Raw genomic sequence first — 21,264 nt, 5'->3', positions numbered from 1 at the left:
CTTGGCAGGCTGTCAGGTGTGTTCGCGTGGTTGATGTGATTGCAGAACAGTCGGTACGGCCTGTGATCGGTCGTCTGGCGGTTGTCGGGCTCGGGCTGATCGGCGGTTCCTTTGCCAAGGGTGTGCGCGAAAGCGGCCTGTGCCGCGAGGTCGTCGGCGTCGACCTTGACCCGCAGTCGCGACACCTGGCGGTCGAGCTGGGGGTTGTGGACCGTTGCGAGGCAGACCTTGCCACCGCTTGCCGTGGCGCTGATGTGATTCAGCTGGCGGTGCCGATACTGGCAATGGAAAAGCTGCTTGCCCTGCTGGCACCGATCGATCTGGGTCATGCCATTCTGACCGATGTCGGCAGCGCCAAAGGCAATGTGGTGAGGGCTGCGCGTCAGGCGTTCGGGCACATGCCGTCGCGCTTCGTGCCCGGCCATCCGATTGCCGGTTCCGAGCAGAGCGGCGTCGAAGCCTCCAATGCGGCGCTGTTTCGTCGCCATAAGGTCATTCTCACGCCGCTGGCTGAAACCGATCCTCACGCGGTGGCGATTGTCGACCAGTTGTGGTCAGCCCTGGGGGCCGATGTCGAGCACATGCAGGTCGAGCGCCACGACGAGGTGCTGGCTGCCACCAGCCATCTGCCGCACCTGCTGGCATTCGGTCTGGTCGATTCGCTGGCCAAGCGCAATGAAAACCTGGACATATTCAGGTATGCAGCAGGCGGGTTTCGTGACTTCACGCGCATCGCAGGCAGCGATCCGACCATGTGGCATGACATTTTCATGGCCAATCGTGATGCCGTACTGCGCACTCTGGACAGCTTTCGCACCGATCTCGACGCCTTGCGCGACGCTGTGGATGCTGGCGACGGCGCGCAGTTGATGGACGTATTTACCCGCGCGCGCGCAGCGAGGGAGCACTTCGGCAGAATCCTCGCCAGCCGTGCCCGTGTCGACACCGCACCCGGCGAGCCTCGTGCCATTCACAGCGGGTCTGCGGAGGGTGTCAGTCATCGCATCAAGGGGCCGGTGGATGTGACGTCTGCGGTGCTGTTCATGGTCGCGACGTCGATCAGTGAAGGCTGCGACCTGTTGCTGGAGGACGTTCCCGTGAGTTCATCGTGCGAGGGTGCGATCGATATTTTGCGCCTGATGGGCGGCGATATCGTGCTGCAGAACGTCCGCAAACTGGCGGGTGAAACGGTCGCAGACCTGCACGTTCGCTCGACCCGGCTCAAAGGCGCTGACATCCCCGAAGCGCTGGTGCCGCTGGCACTGAATGCATTTCCGGTGCTTCTGGTTGCCGCAGCCTGCGCAGAAGGGCGTACCATTCTGCGCGGCGCGCAGGCCCTGCAAGCCGATGAGTCGGAGTGCGTCAGGCTGATGGCTGACGGTTTGCTGGCTCTCGGCATCGAGGCCGAGCCTGTGCTGGATGGCATCATTATCGAAGGCGGTGTGCCGGGTGGCGGCGAGGTTGATGCTCGCGGTGATCAGCGTATCGTCATGGCGTTTCGCGTTGCATCGTTGAGGGCTTCGGCGCCCATCCGTATTCAGGCGTGCGCGGATGCCGCCGCATTGTTTCCCCATTTTCTGGCGCTGTGCGCTCAAGTTGGCATGCGTGTAGCGCAAGAGGACAAAAAGTGAAAATCAAAGCTCCTGTTATTACCATCGACGGACCCAGCGGTTCCGGAAAGGGCACGGTCGCCGGATTGCTGGCCAGGAAACTCGGTTGGTGCCTGCTCGACTCCGGTGCGCTGTATCGCCTGCTGGCTTTCGCGGCGCGCAATCACGGTGTCGACCTGACCAATGAAGAAGCGCTCAAGCTCCTGGCCGCTCATCTGGATGTTCAGTTCGAGGCGACTGCGGCAGGGCAGGGGCAGCGCATCATTCTTGAAGGCGAGGACGTCACTCACGCCATTCGCAACGAGCAGGTCGGCAGCGGCGCATCGCAGGTGGCCTCGCTGCCGGCGGTGCGCGATGCGTTGCTGTTGCGCCAGCGCGCGTTTCAGGAAGAGCCGGGTCTGGTCGCGGACGGTCGCGACATGGGCACCGTGGTCTTCCCGGATGCACCGCTGAAGATATTCCTTACCGCCAGTGCCGAGGAGCGTGCGCGTCGACGTTACTTGCAGTTGAAGGCCAAGGGCGATGATGTTAGTCTGTCGAGTCTGCTAGATGAGATATGTGCACGCGACGAGCGTGACACCCAGCGAGCGGTAGCCCCGCTGAAGCCGGCGCATGACGCCATACAGCTGGATTCCACTGAATTGTCCATCGAACAGGTGCTGGAACGCATTCTGAGTGAAATCGCGCTTCGCGGTATTGCCGGATGACGAAGAAGCGTGTGGGAGACCAGTCATAGTCCCGCAGGCTTTCTTTTACTTGAACGAAACCCACGTTGTCTGGAGCGTGGCAGATGGGCGTATCCTTCGCCCTTGATCAACAGGAATTAAAATGAGCGAAAGCTTTGCAGAACTTTTTGAAGAAAGCCTAAAGACCCTCAACCTTCAGGCCGGTTCGATCATCACCGCGATCATCGTTGATATCGATTACCAGGCAGGTTGGGTTACGGTTCACGCCGGTCTGAAATCTGAAGGCCTCATCCCGCTGGAACAGTTCCACAACGACGCTGGCGAGCTGACCATCAAGATCGGTGATGAAGTTCACGTTGCGCTGGACGCGGTCGAAGATGGCTTTGGCGAAACCAAGCTGTCCCGCGAAAAAGCCAAGCGTGCCGAGTGCTGGATCGTTCTGGAAGCGGCTTTCGCAGCTGAAGAAGTGGTCAAGGGCGTTATCAACGGTAAGGTTAAAGGCGGCTTCACTGTCGACGTTAACGGCATCCGTGCGTTCCTGCCTGGTTCTCTGGTTGACGTCCGCCCTGTGCGTGACACGACTCACCTGGAAGGCAAAGAGCTCGAGTTCAAGGTCATCAAGCTGGACCAGAAGCGCAACAACGTTGTCGTTTCCCGTCGCAGTGTCCTGGAAGCCGAGAACAGTGCCGAGCGCGAAGCTCTGCTCGAGTCCCTGCAGGAAGGTCAGCAAGTCAAGGGTATCGTCAAGAACCTCACCGATTACGGCGCATTCGTCGATCTGGGTGGCGTCGATGGCTTGCTGCACATCACCGACATGGCCTGGAAGCGTATCAAGCATCCATCGGAAATCGTCAACGTTGGCGACGAGATCGATGTCAAGGTCCTGAAGTACGATCGCGAGCGCAATCGTGTTTCCCTGGGTCTGAAGCAACTGGGTGAAGATCCATGGGTTGCTATCAAGGCTCGCTACCCGGAAAGCACCCGTGTTACCGCGCGTGTTACCAACCTGACCGACTACGGCTGCTTCGCAGAGCTGGAAGAAGGCGTGGAAGGCCTGGTACACGTTTCCGAAATGGACTGGACCAACAAGAACATCCACCCTTCGAAAGTCGTTCAGGTTGGCGACGAAGTGGAAGTCATGGTTCTGGACATCGACGAAGAGCGTCGTCGTATCTCCCTCGGCATCAAGCAGTGCAAATCCAACCCATGGGAAGATTTCTCTGGCCAGTTCAACAAGGGCGATAAAATCTCCGGCACCATCAAGTCGATCACCGATTTCGGTATCTTCATTGGTCTGGACGGCGGCATCGACGGTCTGGTTCACCTGTCCGACATCTCCTGGAACGAAGTGGGCGAAGAAGCCGTACGTCGCTTCAAGAAGGGCGACGAGCTCGACACTGTGATCCTGTCGGTTGATCCTGAGCGTGAGCGTATCTCGCTGGGTATCAAGCAGCTGGAAAGCGATCCGTTCTCCGAGTACGTCACTGTCAATGACAAGGGCGCGATCGTTCGCGGTATCGTTAAGGAAGTTGACGCCAAAGGCGCCATCATCACTCTGGCCGACGACATCGAAGCGACCCTCAAGGCTTCCGAAATCAGCCGTGACCGCGTTGAAGACGCGCGTAACGTTCTGAAGGAAGGCGAAGAGATCGAAGCCAAGATCATCAGCGTTGACCGCAAGAGCCGCGTAATCAGCTTGTCCATCAAGTCGAAAGACGTTGAAGACGAGAAAGAGGCGATCCAGAGCCTGCGTAGCAAGCCTGAAGTCGCTGAAAGCACTGGTCCTACCACTATTGGTGACCTGCTGCGCGCGCAAATGGAAAAACAGAACTAAGTTCTGCTTGACCAAAAAAAGGACGACTTCGGTCGTCCTTTTTCGTTTCTGCCGTTCAGGCCCTACAGGTTCGGATGCGCCTGGCTTGCTCTCACGCACAGTGTGAGTCGCTAAACGTCTCCAGTAGCCTCTCAGGCCGTCTCGTTTCGCCTATTGCTCAAGCTCCCTTCCCGTATCTGTCTCCTGTCATGTCGCTGTAATCTGTTCATGCCTGGTTAGACGGTATTGAACATAAGTCAATAGATGGGCTGTTCAAATTCATCCGGTCATGCTAAAACCTTCCAAGCGCTGATCTAGCTGCTTGAAAAAGAAGGGAAAAATATGACGAAGTCGGAGTTGATCGAACGAATTGTCACCCATCAAGGGCTGCTCTCATCCAAGGATGTCGAGCTGGCCATCAAGACCATGCTTGAACAAATGTCCCAGTGCCTGGCAACCGGTGACCGAATCGAGATTCGGGGCTTTGGCAGCTTTTCGCTGCATTACCGTGCACCACGGGTAGGGCGCAACCCGAAGACCGGACAATCGGTCAGTCTCGATGGCAAGTTTGTCCCGCATTTCAAGCCGGGCAAGGAGCTGCGGGATCGGGTCAACGAGGATGAAGAAGAGGGCCTTTAAAGCCATCCACCACAGGATTACCAGATGCGTATCTTCAAACGAGTCATTCTGATCGTCGCCGTGTTGCTCGCTGTTTTGGCAACAACCGTGTTTGTGCTTGAGAACCGGCAGTCTGTTGCCGTGACGTTTTTCGGTTGGTCGGCGCCTCAGCTTCCTCTGGCATTGCCTGTTGTCCTTGCGTTGCTCTTGGGCATGGTCATCGGCCCGATACTGGCCTGGATAGCCAGTCTTCGTAAAAAGCGCACACCTTCCCCTCGCTCTGTCTGAGCAGCGTCGATCATGCGTCGTCGGAGATTGATCTGGCGACACGATAGCGCGCGTTTTTTACCCCTTTCTGTTCAATAAAGCCGCATGCGATGCTTCGGGGCTGGCGTGCTTCGTTGTGCCTTCGCGCGTTTTTATCGAAAAAAGAGCCTTATAGTTTTGTCAGTTTATTCTTCGCTTATATAGAGAATAGTTGCTCAGGCGTGTAGGAATATTCGCTTTTTTAATTCGTGTACCCATTTTAAAGGGGGTGCGGGTTATATTCATTTTCAGTGTTGATTACTGCTGCCCTGACTGCCTTGTGTCAAGGCTTGAAAATGAATCGTTCAAGTGCAGAATGCGCCGAAACTTAATGTTCAGACCTGCTGCCGGATGTACCGCGTATTCAGAGCAGGCTGGCAAGAAAAGGTGACTGCATGTCTTATCCGCAAATCATTCATCACGGCGCTGTCGATACAGTCACGGGCTCGTGTCATCAATTGCACATGGATGCATCGAGCAGCCTGCTGATTGACTGCGGGTCGGTGCAGGAGCGCGGCAGGCAGTCCGGGACCGCTTCATTCGGATTCGACCCGGAGGCTGTCAGAGCGTTATTGATCAGCCATGTGCACAATGACCATGTCGGGCGTATTCCCGAGTTGCTGGCATCCGGTTACAAGGGGCCGATACTGTGCAGTGAGCCCAGTGCCCACCTGTTGCCACTGGTCATGGAAGATCTTCTGAAAATCGAATTTGCACACGACCCCGGGCAAGTCGGACGCTACCTGGATGTCATCAACAAGAGAATCATCGCTCTGCCATTTGATGAATGGTTCAGCCTGGTCGACAACGAATCCCTGCATTGCCGGGTCCGTTTGCAGCGTGCCGGGCACATACTGGGATCTGCCTATATAGAATGCGATCTTCAATACCCTGCACAAACGCGTTCTGTGCGCGTGGTGTTTTCCGGTGATTTGGGGGCGAGTCATACGCCGTTTCTGCCTGCGCCGAAGCCGCCCGAGCGCGCGGATGTGCTGGTGCTGGAAAGCACCTATGGCAATCGTGTTCACGAAGATCGCAGCATTCGTCAGCAAGGGCTTGAGCGCATCATAGACAAGGCGCTGGAGGATAACGGCACCGTCCTGATACCGGCATTCAGCATCGGCCGAACCCAGGAATTGCTCTACGAGCTGGAAGACACACTGCGACGCAAGATGCCATCGAATCATGCCGTCGAAAACGGTAGGCAGCCGGGTGACGGTGATCCGGACTGGTCGAGGTTGCCGATCATCCTTGATTCGCCTCTGGCGAGTCGCTTTACCAAGGTCTATCAGTCGTTTGAAGACTATTGGGATGAGGGCGCGCGGTTAAGGCTCGACGTCGGCAGAAAGCCGTTGGGCTTCGAACAACTGGTTACCGTCGACACCCATGAGGAACATCTGCGCACTGTCAATTACCTGGCCAGTACGGCGCGTCCGGCCATCGTGATTGCCGGTAACGGTATGTGTGCCGGAGGCAGGATCGTTAATTACCTGAAAGCCATGCTCGGTGACACACGGCATAACGTGGTATTTGTCGGCTATCAGGGCAAGGGAACGCCGGGCGAGGCCATTCAGTTGCACGGCCCGTCGGGCGGCTATGTAGAGCTGGACCGCGAGCGCTTCGATATAAATGCCGGGGTCCACACCGCAAAAGGCTATTCTGCCCACGCTGATCAGGTCGAACTGGTCGAGTTCGTGACGGGGATGAAAGAGTGGCCGACGCAGATCAGGCTGGTGCATGGCGAGGCGGCCGCGAAAAAGGTTCTGGGCAATATTCTGAGTCGCAAGTACTCGCTCAAGAAACGCCCGTTGGAACTGTTTATCCCTTGAAGGCGCGATGAGCACGTTAGTTGTCGGCTGATGCGGTAATCGAATTCTTGCAAGTGAGTGCCAATGCATGATTATCGTGCATTGTCCCTGGGGTACGTTGAACGTCATCGTGAAAGTTATAAAATGGCTTGAACATATTTCAGTTGTCAAAACGCGTTACTTAAGCAATATTTGGCCGATTTGGAAGGGCGTGTTTGCATGAGCGGTGATGTTGCATTGGTTGCAATAACAGGTGCGACAGGTTTCGTGGGCAGTGCTGTGGTTCGCCGACTGATCGAACGCACAGGCTGCTCTGTGCGGGTTGCGGTCCGGGGCGCCTATGCTGCTTCCGACTCGCGCATCGATGTTGTCAGTGCGCAATCATTGGCGCCGGACAATCAATGGGCAAGTTTTGTAACCGGCGCGGACGTGGTGATTCATTGTGCTGCCCGGGTGCATGTACTCAACGAGACCGCTGACGCACCGGACCAGGAATACTTCCGCGCCAATGTCACCGCAACGCTGAATCTGGCCGAGCAGGCCGCAGCGGCAGGCGTCAGACGCTTTATCTTTATCAGTTCCATCAAGGCCAATGGCGAGTCTACGCTTCCGGGCGCGCCATTCAGTGCGAGCGACCCGTGCAATCCGCTGGATGCCTATGGCGTGTCAAAGCACAGGGCCGAAGAGGGCTTGCGCGAGTTATCTGCCCGCACCGGTATGCAGGTGGTGATCATTCGACCGGTATTGGTCTATGGTCCGGGGGTCAAGGCGAACTTCAGAAGCATGATGCGCTGGCTGGACAAAGGGCTGCCGTTGCCGCTCGGGGCCATCGATAATCGTAGAAGCCTGGTGGCGGTGGATAACCTGGCAGACCTGGTGACCGTCTGTGTCGATCATCCTGCTGCGGCTGACCAGACGTTTCTGGTCAGTGACGGTGATGATCTGTCCACGGCCAGGCTGCTGCGCGAAATGGGCAAGGCCCTGGGCAAACCTGCCCGGCTGCTGCCGGTGCCGACTGTGCTGTTGAACGCGGCTGCAGTACTGTTGGGCAAGAAGGCTTTTTCACAACGGCTGTGCAACTCGCTGCAGGTCGATATCAGTAAAACCTGTACGATGCTGGATTGGCTTCCACCTGTGAGTATTGAACACGCCATGCAGGACACCGCTCGATATTATCTGGAACACGACAAGCATGATTGAGTGGCTGTCGGTCATCGCTATTGCCTTTCTGTCTCTGATTCTAACGGCGTTGTTGCGCAAGTATGCGCTCGCCAAAAGTCTGATCGACATTCCAAACGCTCGAAGTTCGCATTCCATACCCACGCCCAGAGGTGGCGGCGTTGCCATCGTCATCACTTTCGTCATGGCGATGGCTTTGCTGGGGTGGGCCGGCTATCTGCCTTGCTCTGCGCTTGTTGCCATCGTCGGTTCGGGCGGCTTGGTGGCGGTGATCGGTTTCATGGACGATCACGGGCATATCGCCGCACGATGGCGCCTGCTGGGGCATTTTGCTGCGGCTGCATGGGCCTTGTTCTGGCTGGACGGTCTTGCCCCGCTTGACGTCATGGGCTGGACGGTCGACCTGGGGCCATTCTGGCAAGTACTCGCGGCGTTCTATCTGGTGTGGATGCTGAACCTTTACAACTTCATGGACGGAATAGACGGTATCGCCGGTATCGAGGCGGTCACTGTATGCCTGGGCATGAGCATCATCTATGCCTTGGATGGCCACGCCGGGCTGTCCTGGGAAGTGCTCATGCTGGGCGCTGCCGCAGCAGGTTTCCTCTACTGGAACTTCCCGCCGGCGAAGATATTCATGGGCGACGCGGGCAGCGGCTTCCTCGGGATAGTGCTCGGTGTGCTATCCATTCAGGGTTCCTGGGCCTCACCTCAGTTATTCTGGTCCTGGTTGATTCTGCTGGGAGTGTTTATCGTCGACGCGACCGTGACCCTCGTGCGACGCCTGTTACGCAAGGAAAAGCTCTACGAGGCACATCGCAGCCACGCGTATCAGTTTGCGTCGCGTCATTACGGCCGGCATGTGCCGGTTACGCTTGCAGTGGGGCTGATCAATCTTGTCTGGTTGCTGCCGATTGCACTATGGGTTGCGCTGGGCGATGGAGAAGGGCTTATATGGGCGGTAGTTGCTTACTGCCCGCTGATTCTACTGGCGCTGAGGTTCCGCGCCGGCAAGGCAGAATAAGGTAACGAAGTGTTTTTCTGGTTGTCTCAGACACGTAGCTGTTTCACAGGTACCGATTTCAGATCATGTTGCAACCGGTAGCATAACGGAGCATTAAAAAATTGATGAGCAGGTTGCGGACCAGATTACTGGCTCTACCACGCCGCAAAAAACGAATAATTCAGGTGGCTGCCGACGTCCTGTTGGTCTGGTTGGCTCTATGGATGGCGTTTGTCGTACGACTGGGTATCGATGAGCTGATCAATCCGCTCGAGAAGCACACGTGGCTGTTCATCAGTGCGCCCGTTGCGGCTATCCCGCTGTTCATCCGGTTCGGCATGTATCGCGCAGTGATGCGCTATTTCGGCAATGATGCGCTGATTGCCATCATCAAGGCCGTGACGATGTCGTCGCTGATCCTTGGGTGCATGGTCTACGTTTACAGTAACCACCAGCAATTGGTCCCGCGTTCGGTGATCTTCAATTACTGGTGGCTGAGCATGGTCATGATCGGCGGTCTGCGACTGGCCATGCGGCAGTATTTTCTCGGCGACTGGTTCGCTGCGGCGCAGCACGTACCTTTCGCCAAGAGCGACAACGGTTTGCAGAAGGTTGCCATCTACGGCGCTGGCGCTGCGGGAAACCAGTTGGTCGCCGCATTGCGCATGGGCCGTCTGATGCATCCGGTGGCGTTCATCGATGATGATGAATCGATTTCCAACCGGGTTATTTCCGGTCTTCAGGTCTACAAACCGCGAAACATCCAGCGAATGATCGATTCCACGGGGGCTCAGGAAATCCTTCTGGCAATCCCTTCATCGTCGCGTGGACGTCGTCGGGAAATACTCGGTTTTCTGGAAGGCTTTCCGCTGCACGTACGAAGCGTTCCGGGCTTCATGGATCTGGCCGCTGGCAGGGTCAAGGTCGATGACCTTCAGGAAGTCGACATTGCAGACCTTCTGGGGCGCGATGCAGTCCCGGCCCGCGATAACCTGCTTGAGCACTGCATCAAGGGCAAAACGGTGCTGGTGACCGGCGCTGGCGGCTCCATCGGCTCCGAGCTGTGCCGACAGATATTGTTGCTGCAGCCTACCCAGTTACTGTTGCTGGACCACAGCGAATTCAATCTCTACAGCATTCTTTCCGAGCTTGAACAGCGCTCGGCCCGTGAGTCACTTGCGGTGAAATTGCTGCCCATACTCGGTTCGGTGCGCAACCACCCCAAATTGCTGTCGATCATGAAAACCTGGAAGGTCGACACGGTCTATCACGCTGCGGCCTACAAGCATGTGCCCATGGTCGAGCACAATATTGCCGAAGGCGTCATCAACAACGTTGTGGGCACGCTCAATACCGCCCAGGCGGCGTTGCAGGCAGGCGTGTCCAACTTTGTCCTGATCTCTACCGACAAGGCGGTCCGCCCGACCAATGTAATGGGCAGTACCAAGCGTCTCGCCGAATTGATATTGCAGGCACTGAGCCGTGAAACCGCACCAGTGATCTTCGGCGACAAGGCCAATGTCTATCAGGTCAACAAGACCCGCTTTACCATGGTTCGCTTTGGCAACGTGCTTGGCTCGTCCGGTTCGGTGATCCCGCTGTTCCACAAGCAGATCCAGTCAGGCGGGCCGCTGACGGTGACGCATCCCAAAATCACCCGCTACTTCATGACCATCCCCGAAGCCGCTCAGTTGGTCATTCAGGCGGGCTCCATGGGGCATGGCGGCGACGTTTTCGTTCTCGATATGGGTGAGCCGGTCAAGATTGTCGAACTGGCCGAGAAGATGATCCACCTGTCCGGTCTGGCCATTCGCTCGGAGAAAAATCCGCACGGTGATATCTCCATTGAGTTCACCGGGCTGCGTCCAGGCGAAAAACTCTATGAAGAACTGTTGATCGGCGACAACGTGGTTGCCACCGAGCACCCGATGATCATGAGTGCAAACGAAGATTGCCTGCCGTGGGATGTATTGAAAGGCCGCCTGACAAAACTGCTGGACGCGGTCGACCGCGACGATTACACCAGTGTGCGTCAGTTGCTGCGCGAAACGGTAAACGGTTATACGCCAGAGGGCGAAATCGTTGACTGGATGTATCAGGAACGCAGCGGCGAAACGTGATTTCATCAGCACCGCCGGGGCTCTGGGCAGAGGCGGAAATACGTTGAACGATCCGGCAACAGGCAGCAACGCTCGAGTGCTTTTCCAGGAGGGGACGCTGGTCTAAGTTTCAGGCACAGCATGTGGATGCTGCCTTGAACTGCTATGGAGCCTTATCTATGCGAACCCCTATTTTCAGTGCCCTGATCTTTGCCTTGCTCACCAGTGCCTCGGTTGCGGTCAATGCCGCCCCTGTGTCTCAGCCCGCCACATCGGCGCCCTCGGTATCCCATTCGCCGATGATGGAGGACACCGCGCCCACTGCGGCGCCTGAGCAACGCAAGGACAGGGTCAATCTCAATACTGCCGATGCGCAAACACTGCAGAAAGAACTGGCGGGTATCGGGAAGAACAAGGCCGATGCCATTGTGGCTTACCGGGAAGCCAACGGTGAGTTCACGTCGATTGATGAGTTGATAGAGGTCAAGGGGATCGGCAAGGCCATTCTGGAGAGGAATCGCGAAAAACTTGCGATCGACTGAACAGCGTTTCAGCCAGTAAAAACACAGGCCGATCAATGATTGGCCTGTGTTTTTATAAACTCTCGCTGAGACGCTCCCCGCGAAAGTGTCTGTACCAGAGGGTCAGTTGGTGCTCTTTTTTATCTCCTGTTTGAGATAGTCGCGGGTCGTGTCCAGAATGCGCTGTGACAGCTCCTCGTCAAAAGCGCTGCGGGCGAGTGCCAGACCACCCACCAGTGCGGACAGCACCGGCAGGCTTTTGGACTCCATTCCATTCTCCGCGAGGGGCTTGTCGAACTGCTCCAGCAGGTGAAGGATGATTTTATCCGTCGTCATGCTGGGCTGATCGCGCTGGCCCAGTTCCAGGCACATGGTCGGTAACGGGCACCCCCCGTCCTCCGCATCGCGGCTGGCTATCGATAGGTAGAGATCAATGAATTCACTGAGCGAGTCCTGTCTGGCGAAAACGTCGCTGGTGATTCCTTTTACATTGTCGAGGGCGTGACTCAATGCCTGTTCAACAAGATCATCCTTGGATTTGAAATGCGCGTAGAACCCGCCATGGGTCAAGCCAAGTGCCTTCATCAAAGGTTGCAAGCCCGTAGCACCAATGCCGTCACGACGGAAGCGCATGGACGCTTCCTTGACAATGCGTTGGTGCGTTTGGGCCTTATGATCGAGCGCGTAACGCATGCGCTGAGTCTCCAGAGAGGGCCAATGTGTCAGCGCATTTATACATGGATAGATGAAACGTTGCAGCAGGCTTTCGCTCGCAATGAGAACTTCAGCTCAATCAGTCAGGTGAATACCTGACTATTTATCAAGATAATGAGTGAGGCTGGCTCTGGACAATTCGCCCAGATGGCTACCGATCAGGCGTCCGCCCGGCGAATAGAAGAGAGTGGTGGGCAGCGCCGCCGAACCGACCTGGCGGGCGAACTCGCCGTCCGGATCCAGAAAACTGTTGCTCAGCACCAGTTGCTGTTTGGACAGATAGTCGCTGACTGTCCCGGCGCTTTCGGCCTGATTGACGAACAGAAATGTAATGTCCTTGCGTTCCCGTTGCATGTCGCGCAGCACCGGCATTTCGCGGCGACACGGAGGGCACCAGGTGGCCCACAGGTTGATGACCACCGATTTGCCCCGGTAGTCGGACGCCCTGACCGGCTCGCCAGTCAGCGTCCGAAGTGTTGTATCAGGCAGTGAAATACGCTTTTGATAATGATCCAGAATCAAGCCGCCCGATACCCAGATCGCCAGTCCGACGCCCATCCCGAACGTCAGGACGCGACGCTGTTCGGGACGGCGCCAGCCGATGATCAAGCCGCCCAGCAGGGCGCAGATAACCCCGGGCCAGACCAGAAAGCCGCCATCACGGATGTCCAGTGCCTTCCAGGGAGTGTCGCTGTACTGTGCGAAATAGGTCAGGACGAACGCGATACGTGCGCTGGCGACACCCAGAATGAAGAGTCCGAACACGGCGGTCTTTCTGGACAGGGTATGCCGGACAAGCCGCGCCACTATCCAGGTGGCCGTCATCAAGGCGCCCAACAACAACAGGTGGGGTATCGCGAGGGCGAACGGCCCGGCGTTGATGCTCAACATCGTTTTGGGTCCTTGAAGGGGTTTTTGCCGGGATCATATTCAGCTGCCGGTGCGCTTATCTGCCTGACGACCATCCATTGCGCACTGTACAGGCGCGGCATGGTATCGCTGCCGGTCCCTCCAGGAAAACGCAGAACTGTTCCCGGATGTTAGGCCGCGTGGGCGGCTTGATTGAGCCTGTAAGCTGTTGAAACACTAATTCCTCGACAAGAGGTCGACCGTCCTCCAGCCTTTTGTACAAAAGGCGTGCGCTCGAATGCCGACTTGTTGTGGAGGAAACTATTGTCCTACAAGCCTTTGACTTCTGGCGTCAATCCCGGAGAATCTCGCCCGCTGTTTTCGAGGGGGGCGCTGAACTGCCGGTTTTTTCGACGCGTTTCCCTTTTTGATAAACCGGCCACGGAGAGTCGACCGGATGAATGATCAGGCTAATGGCGTCGTAGAACGTCTGGATGTAGCTCCCGAGAGCATCGCGTCATGGAATCGTAATGACACCACCTGGATGCTCGGATTGTTCGGTACCGCCATCGGTGCGGGTACCCTGTTTTTGCCAATTAACGCAGGTATCGGCGGTTTCTGGCCATTGATGGCGCTGGCGCTGCTGGCGTTTCCCATGACCTTCTACGCCCACCGCGGGTTGACGCGCTTTGTGCTGTCAGGGCGTGAAGGTGCCGACATCACCGATGTGGTCGAACAGCATTTCGGCAAGAGTGCCGGTGCGATGATCACCTTGTTGTACTTCTTCGCAATCTTCCCGATCCTGCTGATCTACAGCGTGGCCCTCACCAACACCGTTGGCAGTTTTCTTGAGCATCAGTTGCACATCACGCCACCGCCACGCGCCGCACTGGCTTTCGTGCTGATCATGGGCCTGCTGGCCGTGGTGCGTTGCGGCGAGCGGTTCATCGTCAAGGCCATGAGCCTGATGGTTTACCCGTTCATCGTCGCTCTGTTGTTTCTCGCGGTATTCCTCATCCCGCACTGGACCGGCGGCATTCTGAGTACCGCTACGACGTTCCCCGAGCTATCGGCGTTCGTACCTACGCTGTGGCTGGCCATCCCGGTGATGGTGTTCTCTTTCAACCACACACCGATCATCTCGGCCTTTGCCGTTGATCAGAAACGCCAGTATGGTGAAAACGCAGAGGTACGCAGCTCGCAGATTCTGGCCCGCGCCCACGGTCTGATGGTGGTGATGGTGCTGTTCTTCGTGTTCAGTTGCGTGTTGACACTGTCACCTGCTCAACTGGCCGAGGCCAAGGCGCAGAACATTTCGATCCTGTCCTACCTGGCCAACCACTTCAATAACCCGACCATCGCCTTTGTCGCACCGCTGATTGCGTTCGTGGCTATTTCCAAGTCGTTTCTGGGTCATTACATCGGTGCAAGCGAGGGCTTGAAAGGCCTGGTTCTGAAAGCGGGTCGTCGTCCTGCACCCAAGGCGCTGGACCGTATGACCGCGGCGTTCATGCTGGTGGTGTGCTGGCTGGTGGCAACGCTTAACCCAAGCATTCTGGGCATGATCGAAACCCTGGGCGGGCCGGTGATTTCGGCTCTGCTGTTCCTGATGCCGATGTACGCTATCCACAAAGTCCCGGCCATGCGCAAATACGCTGGCGCATGGTCCAACTACTTTGTGGTTGCCGCCGGTGTGGTGGCGATTTCAGCACTGATCTTCTCGCTGGCCCGCTGAATCCGGCAAGCGAAACCTCCAGGTCTGCGCCGATTCAACGGCGCAGACTTTGATCAGGTTATGCGATCGTGATCAATCCACTGGCTCGGGATACAGCGGCCTGGACAAGTGCATGATGCTCGCATAGTCGTAAACGTACTGCCGTCCCGCATGGCTGGTCGAACGCAGTTGGTCGATCAGTTGTCGTTCTTTCTTGTTCAAGTATCTCAACGCCGGATCTTGGCTGGACTTCAGGCGATCACGTTCATGGGCGTCAGGGAATGCGATGACGTTCGTCATGAAAAATCTCCTTGGGTTTTAGTCCTTGTTTGCTTTGATGTTGCCCCGGTTGCGGTGGTGATGCCGACGGTTCACCTTACCTACAAAAACTTGATGCGATCAACCCTGTAGATGCCGGGTGTGTCACAACGTTTGTGTGATCTCGTAGGATTGTCGGCTGCCGTTGATGACAATCTGTACAGCATCGTCTTCGAATTTGCCCGGCAGGTTCTGCCCGAGGGGGGCTCTGGCAGTAATGACGGTGACCAGTTGATCGCCTGCGCTGACCTTCAGCCCGGCAGCATCGGGGCCGAGGAACAGATAGTGTGTCTGCCCGCCCGCATCCTCGACAACTATCAGATCACCGGTCTGAATACCGCGCGATTCATCGAATGGCTTGAGCGACCATTTTCGATAAAGCGCCAGCGACTGACGAATTTCCTCGACGCGGCGTGCCTGTCCGGCTGCCAGATAAGAGGCCTCCAGCCCTAGCGTGTCGTACTTGTTCTCGGCGATGTTCTCTTCGTGGGTTGCCGTTTCGTAGGCGGTCTGCGCCGCTCGTTCGGCGATGTCCAGATCGATGTTCAGTTTATCGATGATCAGTTGCAGTACATCCCGTTTATTCATGGTTCATCCGCAGTACTGATCGATGCTGGCACGGCTTTTCTCGCTTGATGCGGTGCGATCCTGCTGTATCCAGAAATCACACTTCGAACGGTTGAAGGTACGCTGTTGTTGCTCCTGAGCCTGTTCACGCGCCTGGCGGGCCTCGCTTTCACGCAGGCTTTGCTCATATTTGCGAAACATCTCGGTCTCCGGCGCAGACGGGGAGGCGGCCTTTTGCGCGGGCGGTGCGGTCAACTGCGCGGCGGCATTGTCCAGCGCCTGGGCCTGGGTCGGTGGCAGGCTTTTGTAGTAGAGCAGGGCGGTCAGAAACACCGCCAGGGCGCCCAGCCAGATGCCCAGCGCGATGCACACGATCAATTTCAACGACACGTACAGGTCGCGACGGCGGGTGGGAAATGACATGGCTGAACTCCTTGCAGGCCAACAGATGTGATTGTGCCATGCCTGATGCCCAGGCATGAAAACTGTGCAGCATGTTTGCCTGGCAGCACCAGGCTGGTGACAACGTGCCGTTCTGAACGACAATCAGCGTTTTTTGCCATCCAGCCTCAGGGAGTCAGGATGAAAGCCTCGTGGGATATTTTTTGCAGCGTAGTCGACAACTACGGTGATGCGGGCGTGACCTGGCGGCTGGCGCGCCAGCTGGCTGCCGAGCACGGCCTGCAGGTGCGTTTATGGATCGATGACCTGTCGGCTTTCGTTCGCTTGTGCCCCGGTGCAGATCCACAGGCCCGGCAACAGTGGCAAGAGGGCGTGAGCGTCTGCCAGTGGCCGACCGACTGGGTGAGCACCGATATTCCTGACGTGGTCATCGAAGCCTTCGCCTGCCGCTTGCCGACGCGCTATACCGAATCGATGCTGCAGCGTTCGCCAAGGCCGCTGTGGCTGAATCTCGATTATCTCAGCGCCGAAGACTGGGTGTCCGGCTGCCACGGCCTGCCTTCGCCACAGTCGAACGGTTTGAAGAAGTTCTTTTTCTTCCCGGGCTTTTCCGAGGCCACGGGTGGGTTGCTGCGCGAAGCAAACCTGATCGAGCAGCGTCAGGTGTTTCAGCGAGACATGGTCGCGAAACAAGGCTTTCTGACGGGATTGGATATCGAAGCGTTGGCCGAGGCGCGGTTGATCTCGGTATTTGCCTATGAAAACCCCGCGCTCGGCAGTTGGCTCGACGTCCTGGCCAGCGACAGCCGGCCGACGCATCTTCTGGTGCCGGAGGGGCGCATTCTCGGCGACCTGCAGCGCTGGCTGGGTATCGACGATCCGCTGTACGCCGGGTTCATTCAGGTCCGCGGGGGGCTGACGGTTCAGGTCCTGCCGTTCATCCGTCAGGAGCTTTACGACCAACTGCTCTGGAGCTGTGATTTCAACATTGTGCGCGGCGAGGACTCGTTCGTGCGTGCGCAGTGGGCGGGGCGGCCGATGCTCTGGCACATCTATCAGCAGGAAGAAGACGCGCATCTGCCCAAGCTCGATGCGTTTTTAACGCTCTACCTCGCGGGTCTTTCCCCGGCGGCCGCTCAAGCGGTGAATCAGTTCTGGCAGCGCTGGAATGTCGGCGGCGACCTTGGCGAGTGTTGGACGGCGCTGGCAGAACACTGGCCGCAGATCGAGCGACATGCCGAACGCTGGTGCCAGCAACAAGCCGCACAGACTGATCTTGCCACGGCGCTGGTGCAGTTTTATGTAAATTCGCTATGATACGCGGCCTTGATACAAGGCTCTGTACGAAAAAGGCCTGCGCAGGTTGTTTCTCGTACAGAGCCTTTGGTTAATTCCATCCAAATTCGGATATATGCAATGAAAACTGGTAAAGAGCTGAAACCCGGTACCGTGATCCGTCTCGAAAACGATCCTTGGCTGGTTCAGAAAGCTGAATTCACCAAGTCCGGTCGTAACAGCGCGATCATGAAGACCAAGCTGAAAAACCTGCTGACCGGTTACAAGACCGAGATCGTTTACAGCGCTGACGACAAGCTGGACGACGTGATCCTGGATCGCAAGGAAGCCACCCTGTCGTTCATCAGCGGTGACACCTACACGTTCATGGACACCACTGACTACACCATGTACGAGCTGAACGCCGAAGACATCGAAAGCGTTCTGCCTTTCGTCGAAGAAGGCATGACCGACGTCTGCGAAGCCGTGTTCTTCGAAGACCGTCTGGTTTCCGTAGAACTGCCGACCACTATCGTGCGTCAGGTCGACTACACCGAAGGCTCCGCTCGTGGAGACACGTCGGGCAAGGTCATGAAGCCTGCCAAACTGAAAAACGGCACCGAGCTGAGCGTTGCTGACTTCATCGAAATCGGCGACATGATCGAGATCGATACCCGTGAAGGCGGTTCCTACAAAGGCCGTGCGAAGTAAGCATGGTTTTGTAACCCCGTTATGCAAAAAACCCGCATCACTGCGGGTTTTTTTGTGCCTGGGATTCCTGCCGGACAGCGGTCACTCAGGCGTCCGACAGGATCAGACCGTTACATGCAGGCGCACATCGACGTTACCGCGAGTGGCGTTGGAGTAAGGGCAGACCACGTGAGCGGCATCGACCAGTTGCTGAGCGTCGGCTTGTTCCAGACCTGGCAGGCTGACATGCAGATCGATGTCCAGACCGAAACCGCCCGGGATCTGGCCGATGCCTACATGGGCGGTGATCGAGGTGTCTGCCGGAATGCTGCGTTTGCTCTGGCCGGCCACGAACTTCAATGCACCGATGAAACAGGCCGAATAACCGGCAGCAAACAGCTGCTCAGGGTTGGTGGCTGCGCCGCCAGCACCGCCGAGCTCTTTCGGGGTCGCCAGCTTGACGTCGAGAATCTTGTCGTTGGAGACAGCACGACCATCACGGCCGCCGGTGGCGGTTGCAACTGCGGTGTAAAGAGTGTCCATGATCTTTCCTCGTTCGATGAAGGTTTGATTGCGCTAAATACTTGCGCGCTAACTAATCGCAGGGCAAAGGTAGTCCAAGGATAGTTTGCGCGCAAGCTAATTTTGCAAAAAAGTTCGAGGCTGGTCGTTGGCGGGCGAGGCAACAGGCTTGAAGGGCCTGCCAGACCTCACGCTTGGTGGTCGGGCATGACGAGAGCCGGGTAACGCTTTTTTTCTAGAGACTATGGTGCAGGTGCTCGCGCAGCTCCAGCAACTGGGCCTGCAGGTCGCGAAGCTTTTCCATGGTCAGCCCGCTCGACGAGAGAATGCAACCAGGTACGCTCAAGGCCTTTTGTTGCAATTCGCGTCCCTGTGCGGTGAGGTGAAGCAACACCACCCGCTCGTCTTCCTTGCTGCGCGTACGGCTGATGAGGCCTTCGCCTTCGAGGCGTTTGAGCAGCGGCGTCAATGAGCCCGGATCGGTAAGCAGACGCGTGCTGACGTCCCCTACAGTAAGCCCGTCCTTTTCCCACAGCACCATCATCGCCAGATACTGTGGATAGGTCAGCCCGAGCGCCTGCAGCAGCGGCTTGTAAACCTTGGTCATCATCAACGAGGTGGAATACAGGGCAAAACACAATTGGTTATCCAGCAGCAGCGAATCGCAATCGGCAGGTGCGGAGCGGGTCGGGCTTTCGTCGGCACTCATATCAGGTCCTCAAACTCAGTCGAATGAGTTTAACTTAGTGTTGCACTCTTTAATGCGCCAGATAATTTCGCTCGTGCATGCTCGAATCGCTGGCATTGTGCGTGACGCGTGAAAAAACGGCGTCATCGGGTGTCGGTCCAGAGCAGGACTGCGTAGCATTTGGTCATTGACCGGGTGGGGACGCAGTGTGATTGAAATTGTGATGTTTGTATTGCTGGGTGCAGCGATGGGCACCCTGGGAGGGTTGTTCGGCATCGGTGGTGGTCTGGTGGCAATTCCCGCGCTCGGGGTGCTGTTCGGTCTGGATCAGCAACTCGCTCAAGGGACCGCCTTGTTGATGGTCCTGCCCAATGTGTTGCTTGCCTTGTGGCGTTACAACCAGCGCAACCGGATTCTGCTGCGTAATGCGCTGATGTTGATCATCCCCAGTTTCATTTTTGCCTGGCTGACCTCACTGCTGGCGGTCCGCGTCGACCCGCAGGGCATGCGCCTGGGCTTCGTCGGTTTTCTGGTGGTGCTGACCGTGTTCAACGTTGCGCAGATGTATTGGCGCAGCAAGCAGGCCGCTGGCGGGTTGCGTCATGAGAAGTGGTTATGGCTCCTGGGCGTCGGGTCCGGCGTGACCGGTGGCCTGTTTGGCGTTGGCGGCGGGGTAGTGGCGACGCCGATCCTTACCAGCGTCTTCGGCACGACCCAGGTCGTGGCCCAGGGGCTGGCGCTGTCCCTGGCGGCGCCGAGCACCGGCATCACGCTGGTCACCTACGCGCTGCACGATCACGTCAACTGGTCGATGGGCATTCCGCTGGCCATCGGCGGCCTGGCCAGCATCAGTTGGGGCGTGAAACTGGCGCATTCGTTACCCGAGCGAACCCTGCGCCTGATGTTCTGCGTGTTTCTGGTGCTCTGTGCGGTCATTCTCGCGCTCAAGGTTTGAAACCGGCGATGATGTAATCGGCCATGCATTCGGTGATGGGCGAGGGATTTTCAGGGTTGCGCAGCAGGACGATGCTGGCGGTCGGCAACTGTGGCAATTGTTCCGCCTCGCCGAGGATACGCAAATCCGCTGTGGCCAGGCTCTGGAACTGTGCGGTGACTGCCAGGCCCGCGCTGACCACTGCGGTGATCGCTGCCATGCTCGAGCTGCTGTAGGCGATGCGGTAATCGCGCCCCGCGCCGTCCAGCGCATTGCAGGCCCAGTCACGACAGAAGCAGTGGGTGTTGAACATCGCCAGCGGAATGGGCGTTTGCTCATGTGGGGCAAAGCCGATGGCTTCCATCCACATCAGACGCTCCTGACGCAGCAGTGTGCCGATCTCAGTGCCGGGCTTGCGCGTGACGATGGTCAGATCAAGGTCGCGGCGTTGCAGCAGAAGGTCCGATGGCTCGCAATGCACTTCCACCTGAACCAGCGGATAGGCCTGGGCGAACTGCGCCAGAATGCCGGGCAGGAAGCGCATCACGTAATCGTCCGGCGAGCCGATTTTTACTACGCCGATCATGTGCGGCTCGCGCAAGGTGTTGAACACCTCGCTGTGCAGCTTGAGGATCCGTCGTGCGTAACCGAGCAGTACCTGGCCCTCGGCAGTCAGGTTCAGAACCCGGCCTTCACGCTGAAACAGCGGGCGCTGCACGACGTCTTCCTCAAGACGCTTCATCTGCATGCTGACCGCCGACTGCGTGCGATTGACGGCTTCGCCTGCACGGGTAAAACCGCCGTGATCGGCAATCGCCACGAAGGTGCGCAACAGTTCGGTATCAATGCTCGGGTAGTTGGCCAATACATCAATCTCCCGGATGGAAGGCATAAGAAACATTCGTTGGATTGATCCTACGCCCGGCGAGAGACTTTCGTCATCCCAAA

The 21,264-nt window shown here is 57.3% G+C and carries 22 protein-coding genes; 14 read left to right on the top strand and 8 right to left on the bottom strand.

Annotation, left to right across the window (positions count from 1 at the left end; all coding sequences use genetic code 11):
* Nucleotides 1-26 precede the first annotated feature (26 nt).
* The 10 genes from ACW55A_RS25765 (at nt 27) to ACW55A_RS25720 (ending at nt 11,664) form a co-directional block, all read left to right on the top strand.
* Complete coding sequence (locus tag ACW55A_RS25765) at nt 27-1,631, top strand: prephenate dehydrogenase/arogenate dehydrogenase family protein (protein WP_498811780.1); 1,605 nt, start codon at nt 27-29, stop codon at nt 1,629-1,631.
* Nucleotides 1,628-2,317, top strand: a complete 690-nt coding sequence (cmk, locus tag ACW55A_RS25760) for a (d)CMP kinase (protein WP_002554563.1) — start codon at nt 1,628-1,630, stop codon at nt 2,315-2,317. The genes ACW55A_RS25765 and cmk overlap by 4 nt, the downstream gene beginning before the upstream one ends.
* 121 nt (nt 2,318-2,438) lie before the next feature.
* Nucleotides 2,439-4,130 (top strand): 30S ribosomal protein S1, encoded by a 1,692-nt coding sequence (rpsA, locus tag ACW55A_RS25755; protein ID WP_002554562.1) that lies wholly within the window; start codon nt 2,439-2,441, stop codon nt 4,128-4,130.
* Nucleotides 4,131-4,451: 321 nt separating this feature from the next.
* Nucleotides 4,452-4,748, top strand: a complete 297-nt coding sequence (gene ihfB / locus ACW55A_RS25750) for an integration host factor subunit beta (RefSeq protein WP_003369729.1) — start codon at nt 4,452-4,454, stop codon at nt 4,746-4,748.
* 24 nt (nt 4,749-4,772) lie between these two features.
* Entirely contained in the window at nt 4,773-5,015 is a 243-nt protein-coding gene (locus ACW55A_RS25745) for a lipopolysaccharide assembly protein LapA domain-containing protein (protein WP_003369732.1), read from the top strand.
* A gap of 413 nt (nt 5,016-5,428) precedes the next feature.
* A complete protein-coding gene (locus ACW55A_RS25740) occupies nt 5,429-6,862 on the top strand; it encodes an MBL fold metallo-hydrolase RNA specificity domain-containing protein (RefSeq protein WP_455809459.1) in 1,434 nt (477 codons plus the stop codon).
* Nucleotides 6,863-7,060: 198 nt separating this feature from the next.
* Nucleotides 7,061-8,041: a UDP-glucose 4-epimerase family protein gene (locus ACW55A_RS25735; protein ID WP_455809457.1), complete on the top strand. Its 981-nt coding sequence runs from the start codon at nt 7,061-7,063 to the stop codon at nt 8,039-8,041.
* Nucleotides 8,034-9,044 carry an MraY family glycosyltransferase gene (locus ACW55A_RS25730; protein ID WP_003369738.1) on the top strand — a complete coding sequence of 337 codons (1,011 nt, stop codon included), beginning with the start codon at nt 8,034-8,036 and terminating at the stop codon, nt 9,042-9,044. Before ACW55A_RS25735 ends, ACW55A_RS25730 begins: the two co-directional genes overlap by 8 nt.
* 164 nt (nt 9,045-9,208) lie before the next feature.
* Nucleotides 9,209-11,143: a polysaccharide biosynthesis protein gene (locus ACW55A_RS25725; protein ID WP_498811786.1), complete on the top strand. Its 1,935-nt coding sequence runs from the start codon at nt 9,209-9,211 to the stop codon at nt 11,141-11,143.
* Between the two features lie 158 nt (nt 11,144-11,301).
* Complete coding sequence (locus ACW55A_RS25720; RefSeq protein WP_044309744.1) at nt 11,302-11,664, top strand: ComEA family DNA-binding protein; 363 nt, start codon at nt 11,302-11,304, stop codon at nt 11,662-11,664.
* Nucleotides 11,665-11,766: 102 nt separating this feature from the next.
* On the opposite strand, the gene ACW55A_RS25715 is transcribed toward ACW55A_RS25720, so the two are convergent.
* Both ACW55A_RS25715 and ACW55A_RS25710 read right to left on the bottom strand, forming a co-directional pair.
* Complete coding sequence (locus ACW55A_RS25715) at nt 11,767-12,336, bottom strand: TetR/AcrR family transcriptional regulator (RefSeq protein ID WP_003369744.1); 570 nt, start codon at nt 12,334-12,336, stop codon at nt 11,767-11,769.
* Nucleotides 12,337-12,456: 120 nt separating this feature from the next.
* The gene (locus ACW55A_RS25710; RefSeq protein ID WP_498811789.1) at nt 12,457-13,248 is read right to left on the bottom strand and encodes a prolipoprotein diacylglyceryl transferase family protein; all 792 of its coding nucleotides are present in this window, start codon (nt 13,246-13,248) and stop codon (nt 12,457-12,459) included.
* A 415-nt stretch (nt 13,249-13,663) separates the two neighbouring features.
* Between ACW55A_RS25710 and ACW55A_RS25705 the strand changes: the two genes are divergently transcribed.
* Nucleotides 13,664-14,941 carry an aromatic amino acid transport family protein gene (locus ACW55A_RS25705; protein WP_455809451.1) on the top strand — a complete coding sequence of 426 codons (1,278 nt, stop codon included), beginning with the start codon at nt 13,664-13,666 and terminating at the stop codon, nt 14,939-14,941.
* A gap of 72 nt (nt 14,942-15,013) precedes the next feature.
* On the opposite strand, the gene ACW55A_RS25700 is transcribed toward ACW55A_RS25705, so the two are convergent.
* The 3 genes from ACW55A_RS25700 to ACW55A_RS25690 form a co-directional block, all read right to left on the bottom strand.
* Nucleotides 15,014-15,220 (bottom strand): hypothetical protein, encoded by a 207-nt coding sequence (locus ACW55A_RS25700; RefSeq protein ID WP_002554553.1) that lies wholly within the window; start codon nt 15,218-15,220, stop codon nt 15,014-15,016.
* A 123-nt stretch (nt 15,221-15,343) separates the two neighbouring features.
* Nucleotides 15,344-15,826: a GreA/GreB family elongation factor gene (locus tag ACW55A_RS25695; protein ID WP_455809449.1), complete on the bottom strand. Its 483-nt coding sequence runs from the start codon at nt 15,824-15,826 to the stop codon at nt 15,344-15,346.
* Nucleotides 15,827-15,829: 3 nt separating this feature from the next.
* Nucleotides 15,830-16,228: a hypothetical protein gene (locus tag ACW55A_RS25690; protein WP_455809447.1), complete on the bottom strand. Its 399-nt coding sequence runs from the start codon at nt 16,226-16,228 to the stop codon at nt 15,830-15,832.
* A 159-nt stretch (nt 16,229-16,387) separates the two neighbouring features.
* Between ACW55A_RS25690 and earP the strand changes: the two genes are divergently transcribed.
* Both earP and ACW55A_RS25680 read left to right on the top strand, forming a co-directional pair.
* Nucleotides 16,388-17,524: an elongation factor P maturation arginine rhamnosyltransferase EarP gene (gene earP, locus ACW55A_RS25685; protein WP_455809446.1), complete on the top strand. Its 1,137-nt coding sequence runs from the start codon at nt 16,388-16,390 to the stop codon at nt 17,522-17,524.
* 99 nt (nt 17,525-17,623) lie between these two features.
* Nucleotides 17,624-18,193 (top strand): elongation factor P, encoded by a 570-nt coding sequence (locus ACW55A_RS25680; protein WP_002554550.1) that lies wholly within the window; start codon nt 17,624-17,626, stop codon nt 18,191-18,193.
* A 102-nt stretch (nt 18,194-18,295) separates the two neighbouring features.
* On the opposite strand, the gene ACW55A_RS25675 is transcribed toward ACW55A_RS25680, so the two are convergent.
* Together ACW55A_RS25675 and ACW55A_RS25670 are read right to left on the bottom strand one after the other, a co-directional pair.
* Complete coding sequence (locus tag ACW55A_RS25675) at nt 18,296-18,715, bottom strand: organic hydroperoxide resistance protein (RefSeq protein ID WP_003434440.1); 420 nt, start codon at nt 18,713-18,715, stop codon at nt 18,296-18,298.
* Between the two features lie 214 nt (nt 18,716-18,929).
* The gene (locus ACW55A_RS25670; protein ID WP_455809445.1) at nt 18,930-19,403 is read right to left on the bottom strand and encodes a MarR family winged helix-turn-helix transcriptional regulator; all 474 of its coding nucleotides are present in this window, start codon (nt 19,401-19,403) and stop codon (nt 18,930-18,932) included.
* A 202-nt stretch (nt 19,404-19,605) separates the two neighbouring features.
* On the opposite strand from ACW55A_RS25670, the gene ACW55A_RS25665 reads away from it, so the two are divergent.
* On the top strand, nt 19,606-20,337 hold the full coding sequence (locus ACW55A_RS25665; RefSeq protein WP_003418077.1) for a sulfite exporter TauE/SafE family protein: 732 nt from the start codon (nt 19,606-19,608) through the stop codon (nt 20,335-20,337).
* Here ACW55A_RS25665 and ACW55A_RS25660 read toward each other — a convergent pair.
* Nucleotides 20,327-21,208, bottom strand: coding sequence for a LysR substrate-binding domain-containing protein (locus tag ACW55A_RS25660; RefSeq protein ID WP_498811795.1), 882 nt, complete (start codon nt 21,206-21,208; stop codon nt 20,327-20,329). The genes ACW55A_RS25665 and ACW55A_RS25660 overlap by 11 nt on opposite strands.
* Between the last annotated feature and the right edge of the window lie 56 nt (nt 21,209-21,264).

The organism is Plantibacter cousiniae (nom. nud.) (genome assembly GCF_977070315.1).
This window is presented reverse-complemented; position numbering and strand designations above follow the sequence as displayed.

What these genes read in the sequence shown, in the direction of transcription:
- rpsA (WP_002554562.1), top strand. Translation starts at nt 2,439, where the DNA reads ATGAGCGAAAGCTTTGCAGAACTTTTTGAAGAAAGCCTAAAGACCCTC.
- ACW55A_RS25710 (WP_498811789.1), bottom strand. Translation starts at nt 13,248, where the DNA reads ATGTTGAGCATCAACGCCGGGCCGTTCGCCCTCGCGATACCCCACCTG.
- earP (WP_455809446.1), top strand. Translation starts at nt 16,388, where the DNA reads ATGAAAGCCTCGTGGGATATTTTTTGCAGCGTAGTCGACAACTACGGT.
- ACW55A_RS25670 (WP_455809445.1), bottom strand. Translation starts at nt 19,403, where the DNA reads ATGAGTGCCGACGAAAGCCCGACCCGCTCCGCACCTGCCGATTGCGAT.
- ihfB (WP_003369729.1), top strand. Translation starts at nt 4,452, where the DNA reads ATGACGAAGTCGGAGTTGATCGAACGAATTGTCACCCATCAAGGGCTG.
- ACW55A_RS25735 (WP_455809457.1), top strand. Translation starts at nt 7,061, where the DNA reads ATGAGCGGTGATGTTGCATTGGTTGCAATAACAGGTGCGACAGGTTTC.
- ACW55A_RS25690 (WP_455809447.1), bottom strand. Translation starts at nt 16,228, where the DNA reads ATGTCATTTCCCACCCGCCGTCGCGACCTGTACGTGTCGTTGAAATTG.
- ACW55A_RS25675 (WP_003434440.1), bottom strand. Translation starts at nt 18,715, where the DNA reads ATGGACACTCTTTACACCGCAGTTGCAACCGCCACCGGCGGCCGTGAT.
- ACW55A_RS25695 (WP_455809449.1), bottom strand. Translation starts at nt 15,826, where the DNA reads ATGAATAAACGGGATGTACTGCAACTGATCATCGATAAACTGAACATC.
- ACW55A_RS25730 (WP_003369738.1), top strand. Translation starts at nt 8,034, where the DNA reads ATGATTGAGTGGCTGTCGGTCATCGCTATTGCCTTTCTGTCTCTGATT.
- ACW55A_RS25715 (WP_003369744.1), bottom strand. Translation starts at nt 12,336, where the DNA reads ATGCGTTACGCGCTCGATCATAAGGCCCAAACGCACCAACGCATTGTC.
- ACW55A_RS25665 (WP_003418077.1), top strand. Translation starts at nt 19,606, where the DNA reads ATGTTTGTATTGCTGGGTGCAGCGATGGGCACCCTGGGAGGGTTGTTC.
- ACW55A_RS25745 (WP_003369732.1), top strand. Translation starts at nt 4,773, where the DNA reads ATGCGTATCTTCAAACGAGTCATTCTGATCGTCGCCGTGTTGCTCGCT.
- ACW55A_RS25680 (WP_002554550.1), top strand. Translation starts at nt 17,624, where the DNA reads ATGAAAACTGGTAAAGAGCTGAAACCCGGTACCGTGATCCGTCTCGAA.
- ACW55A_RS25720 (WP_044309744.1), top strand. Translation starts at nt 11,302, where the DNA reads ATGCGAACCCCTATTTTCAGTGCCCTGATCTTTGCCTTGCTCACCAGT.
- ACW55A_RS25705 (WP_455809451.1), top strand. Translation starts at nt 13,664, where the DNA reads ATGAATGATCAGGCTAATGGCGTCGTAGAACGTCTGGATGTAGCTCCC.
- ACW55A_RS25700 (WP_002554553.1), bottom strand. Translation starts at nt 15,220, where the DNA reads ATGACGAACGTCATCGCATTCCCTGACGCCCATGAACGTGATCGCCTG.
- ACW55A_RS25740 (WP_455809459.1), top strand. Translation starts at nt 5,429, where the DNA reads ATGTCTTATCCGCAAATCATTCATCACGGCGCTGTCGATACAGTCACG.
- ACW55A_RS25660 (WP_498811795.1), bottom strand. Translation starts at nt 21,208, where the DNA reads ATGCCTTCCATCCGGGAGATTGATGTATTGGCCAACTACCCGAGCATT.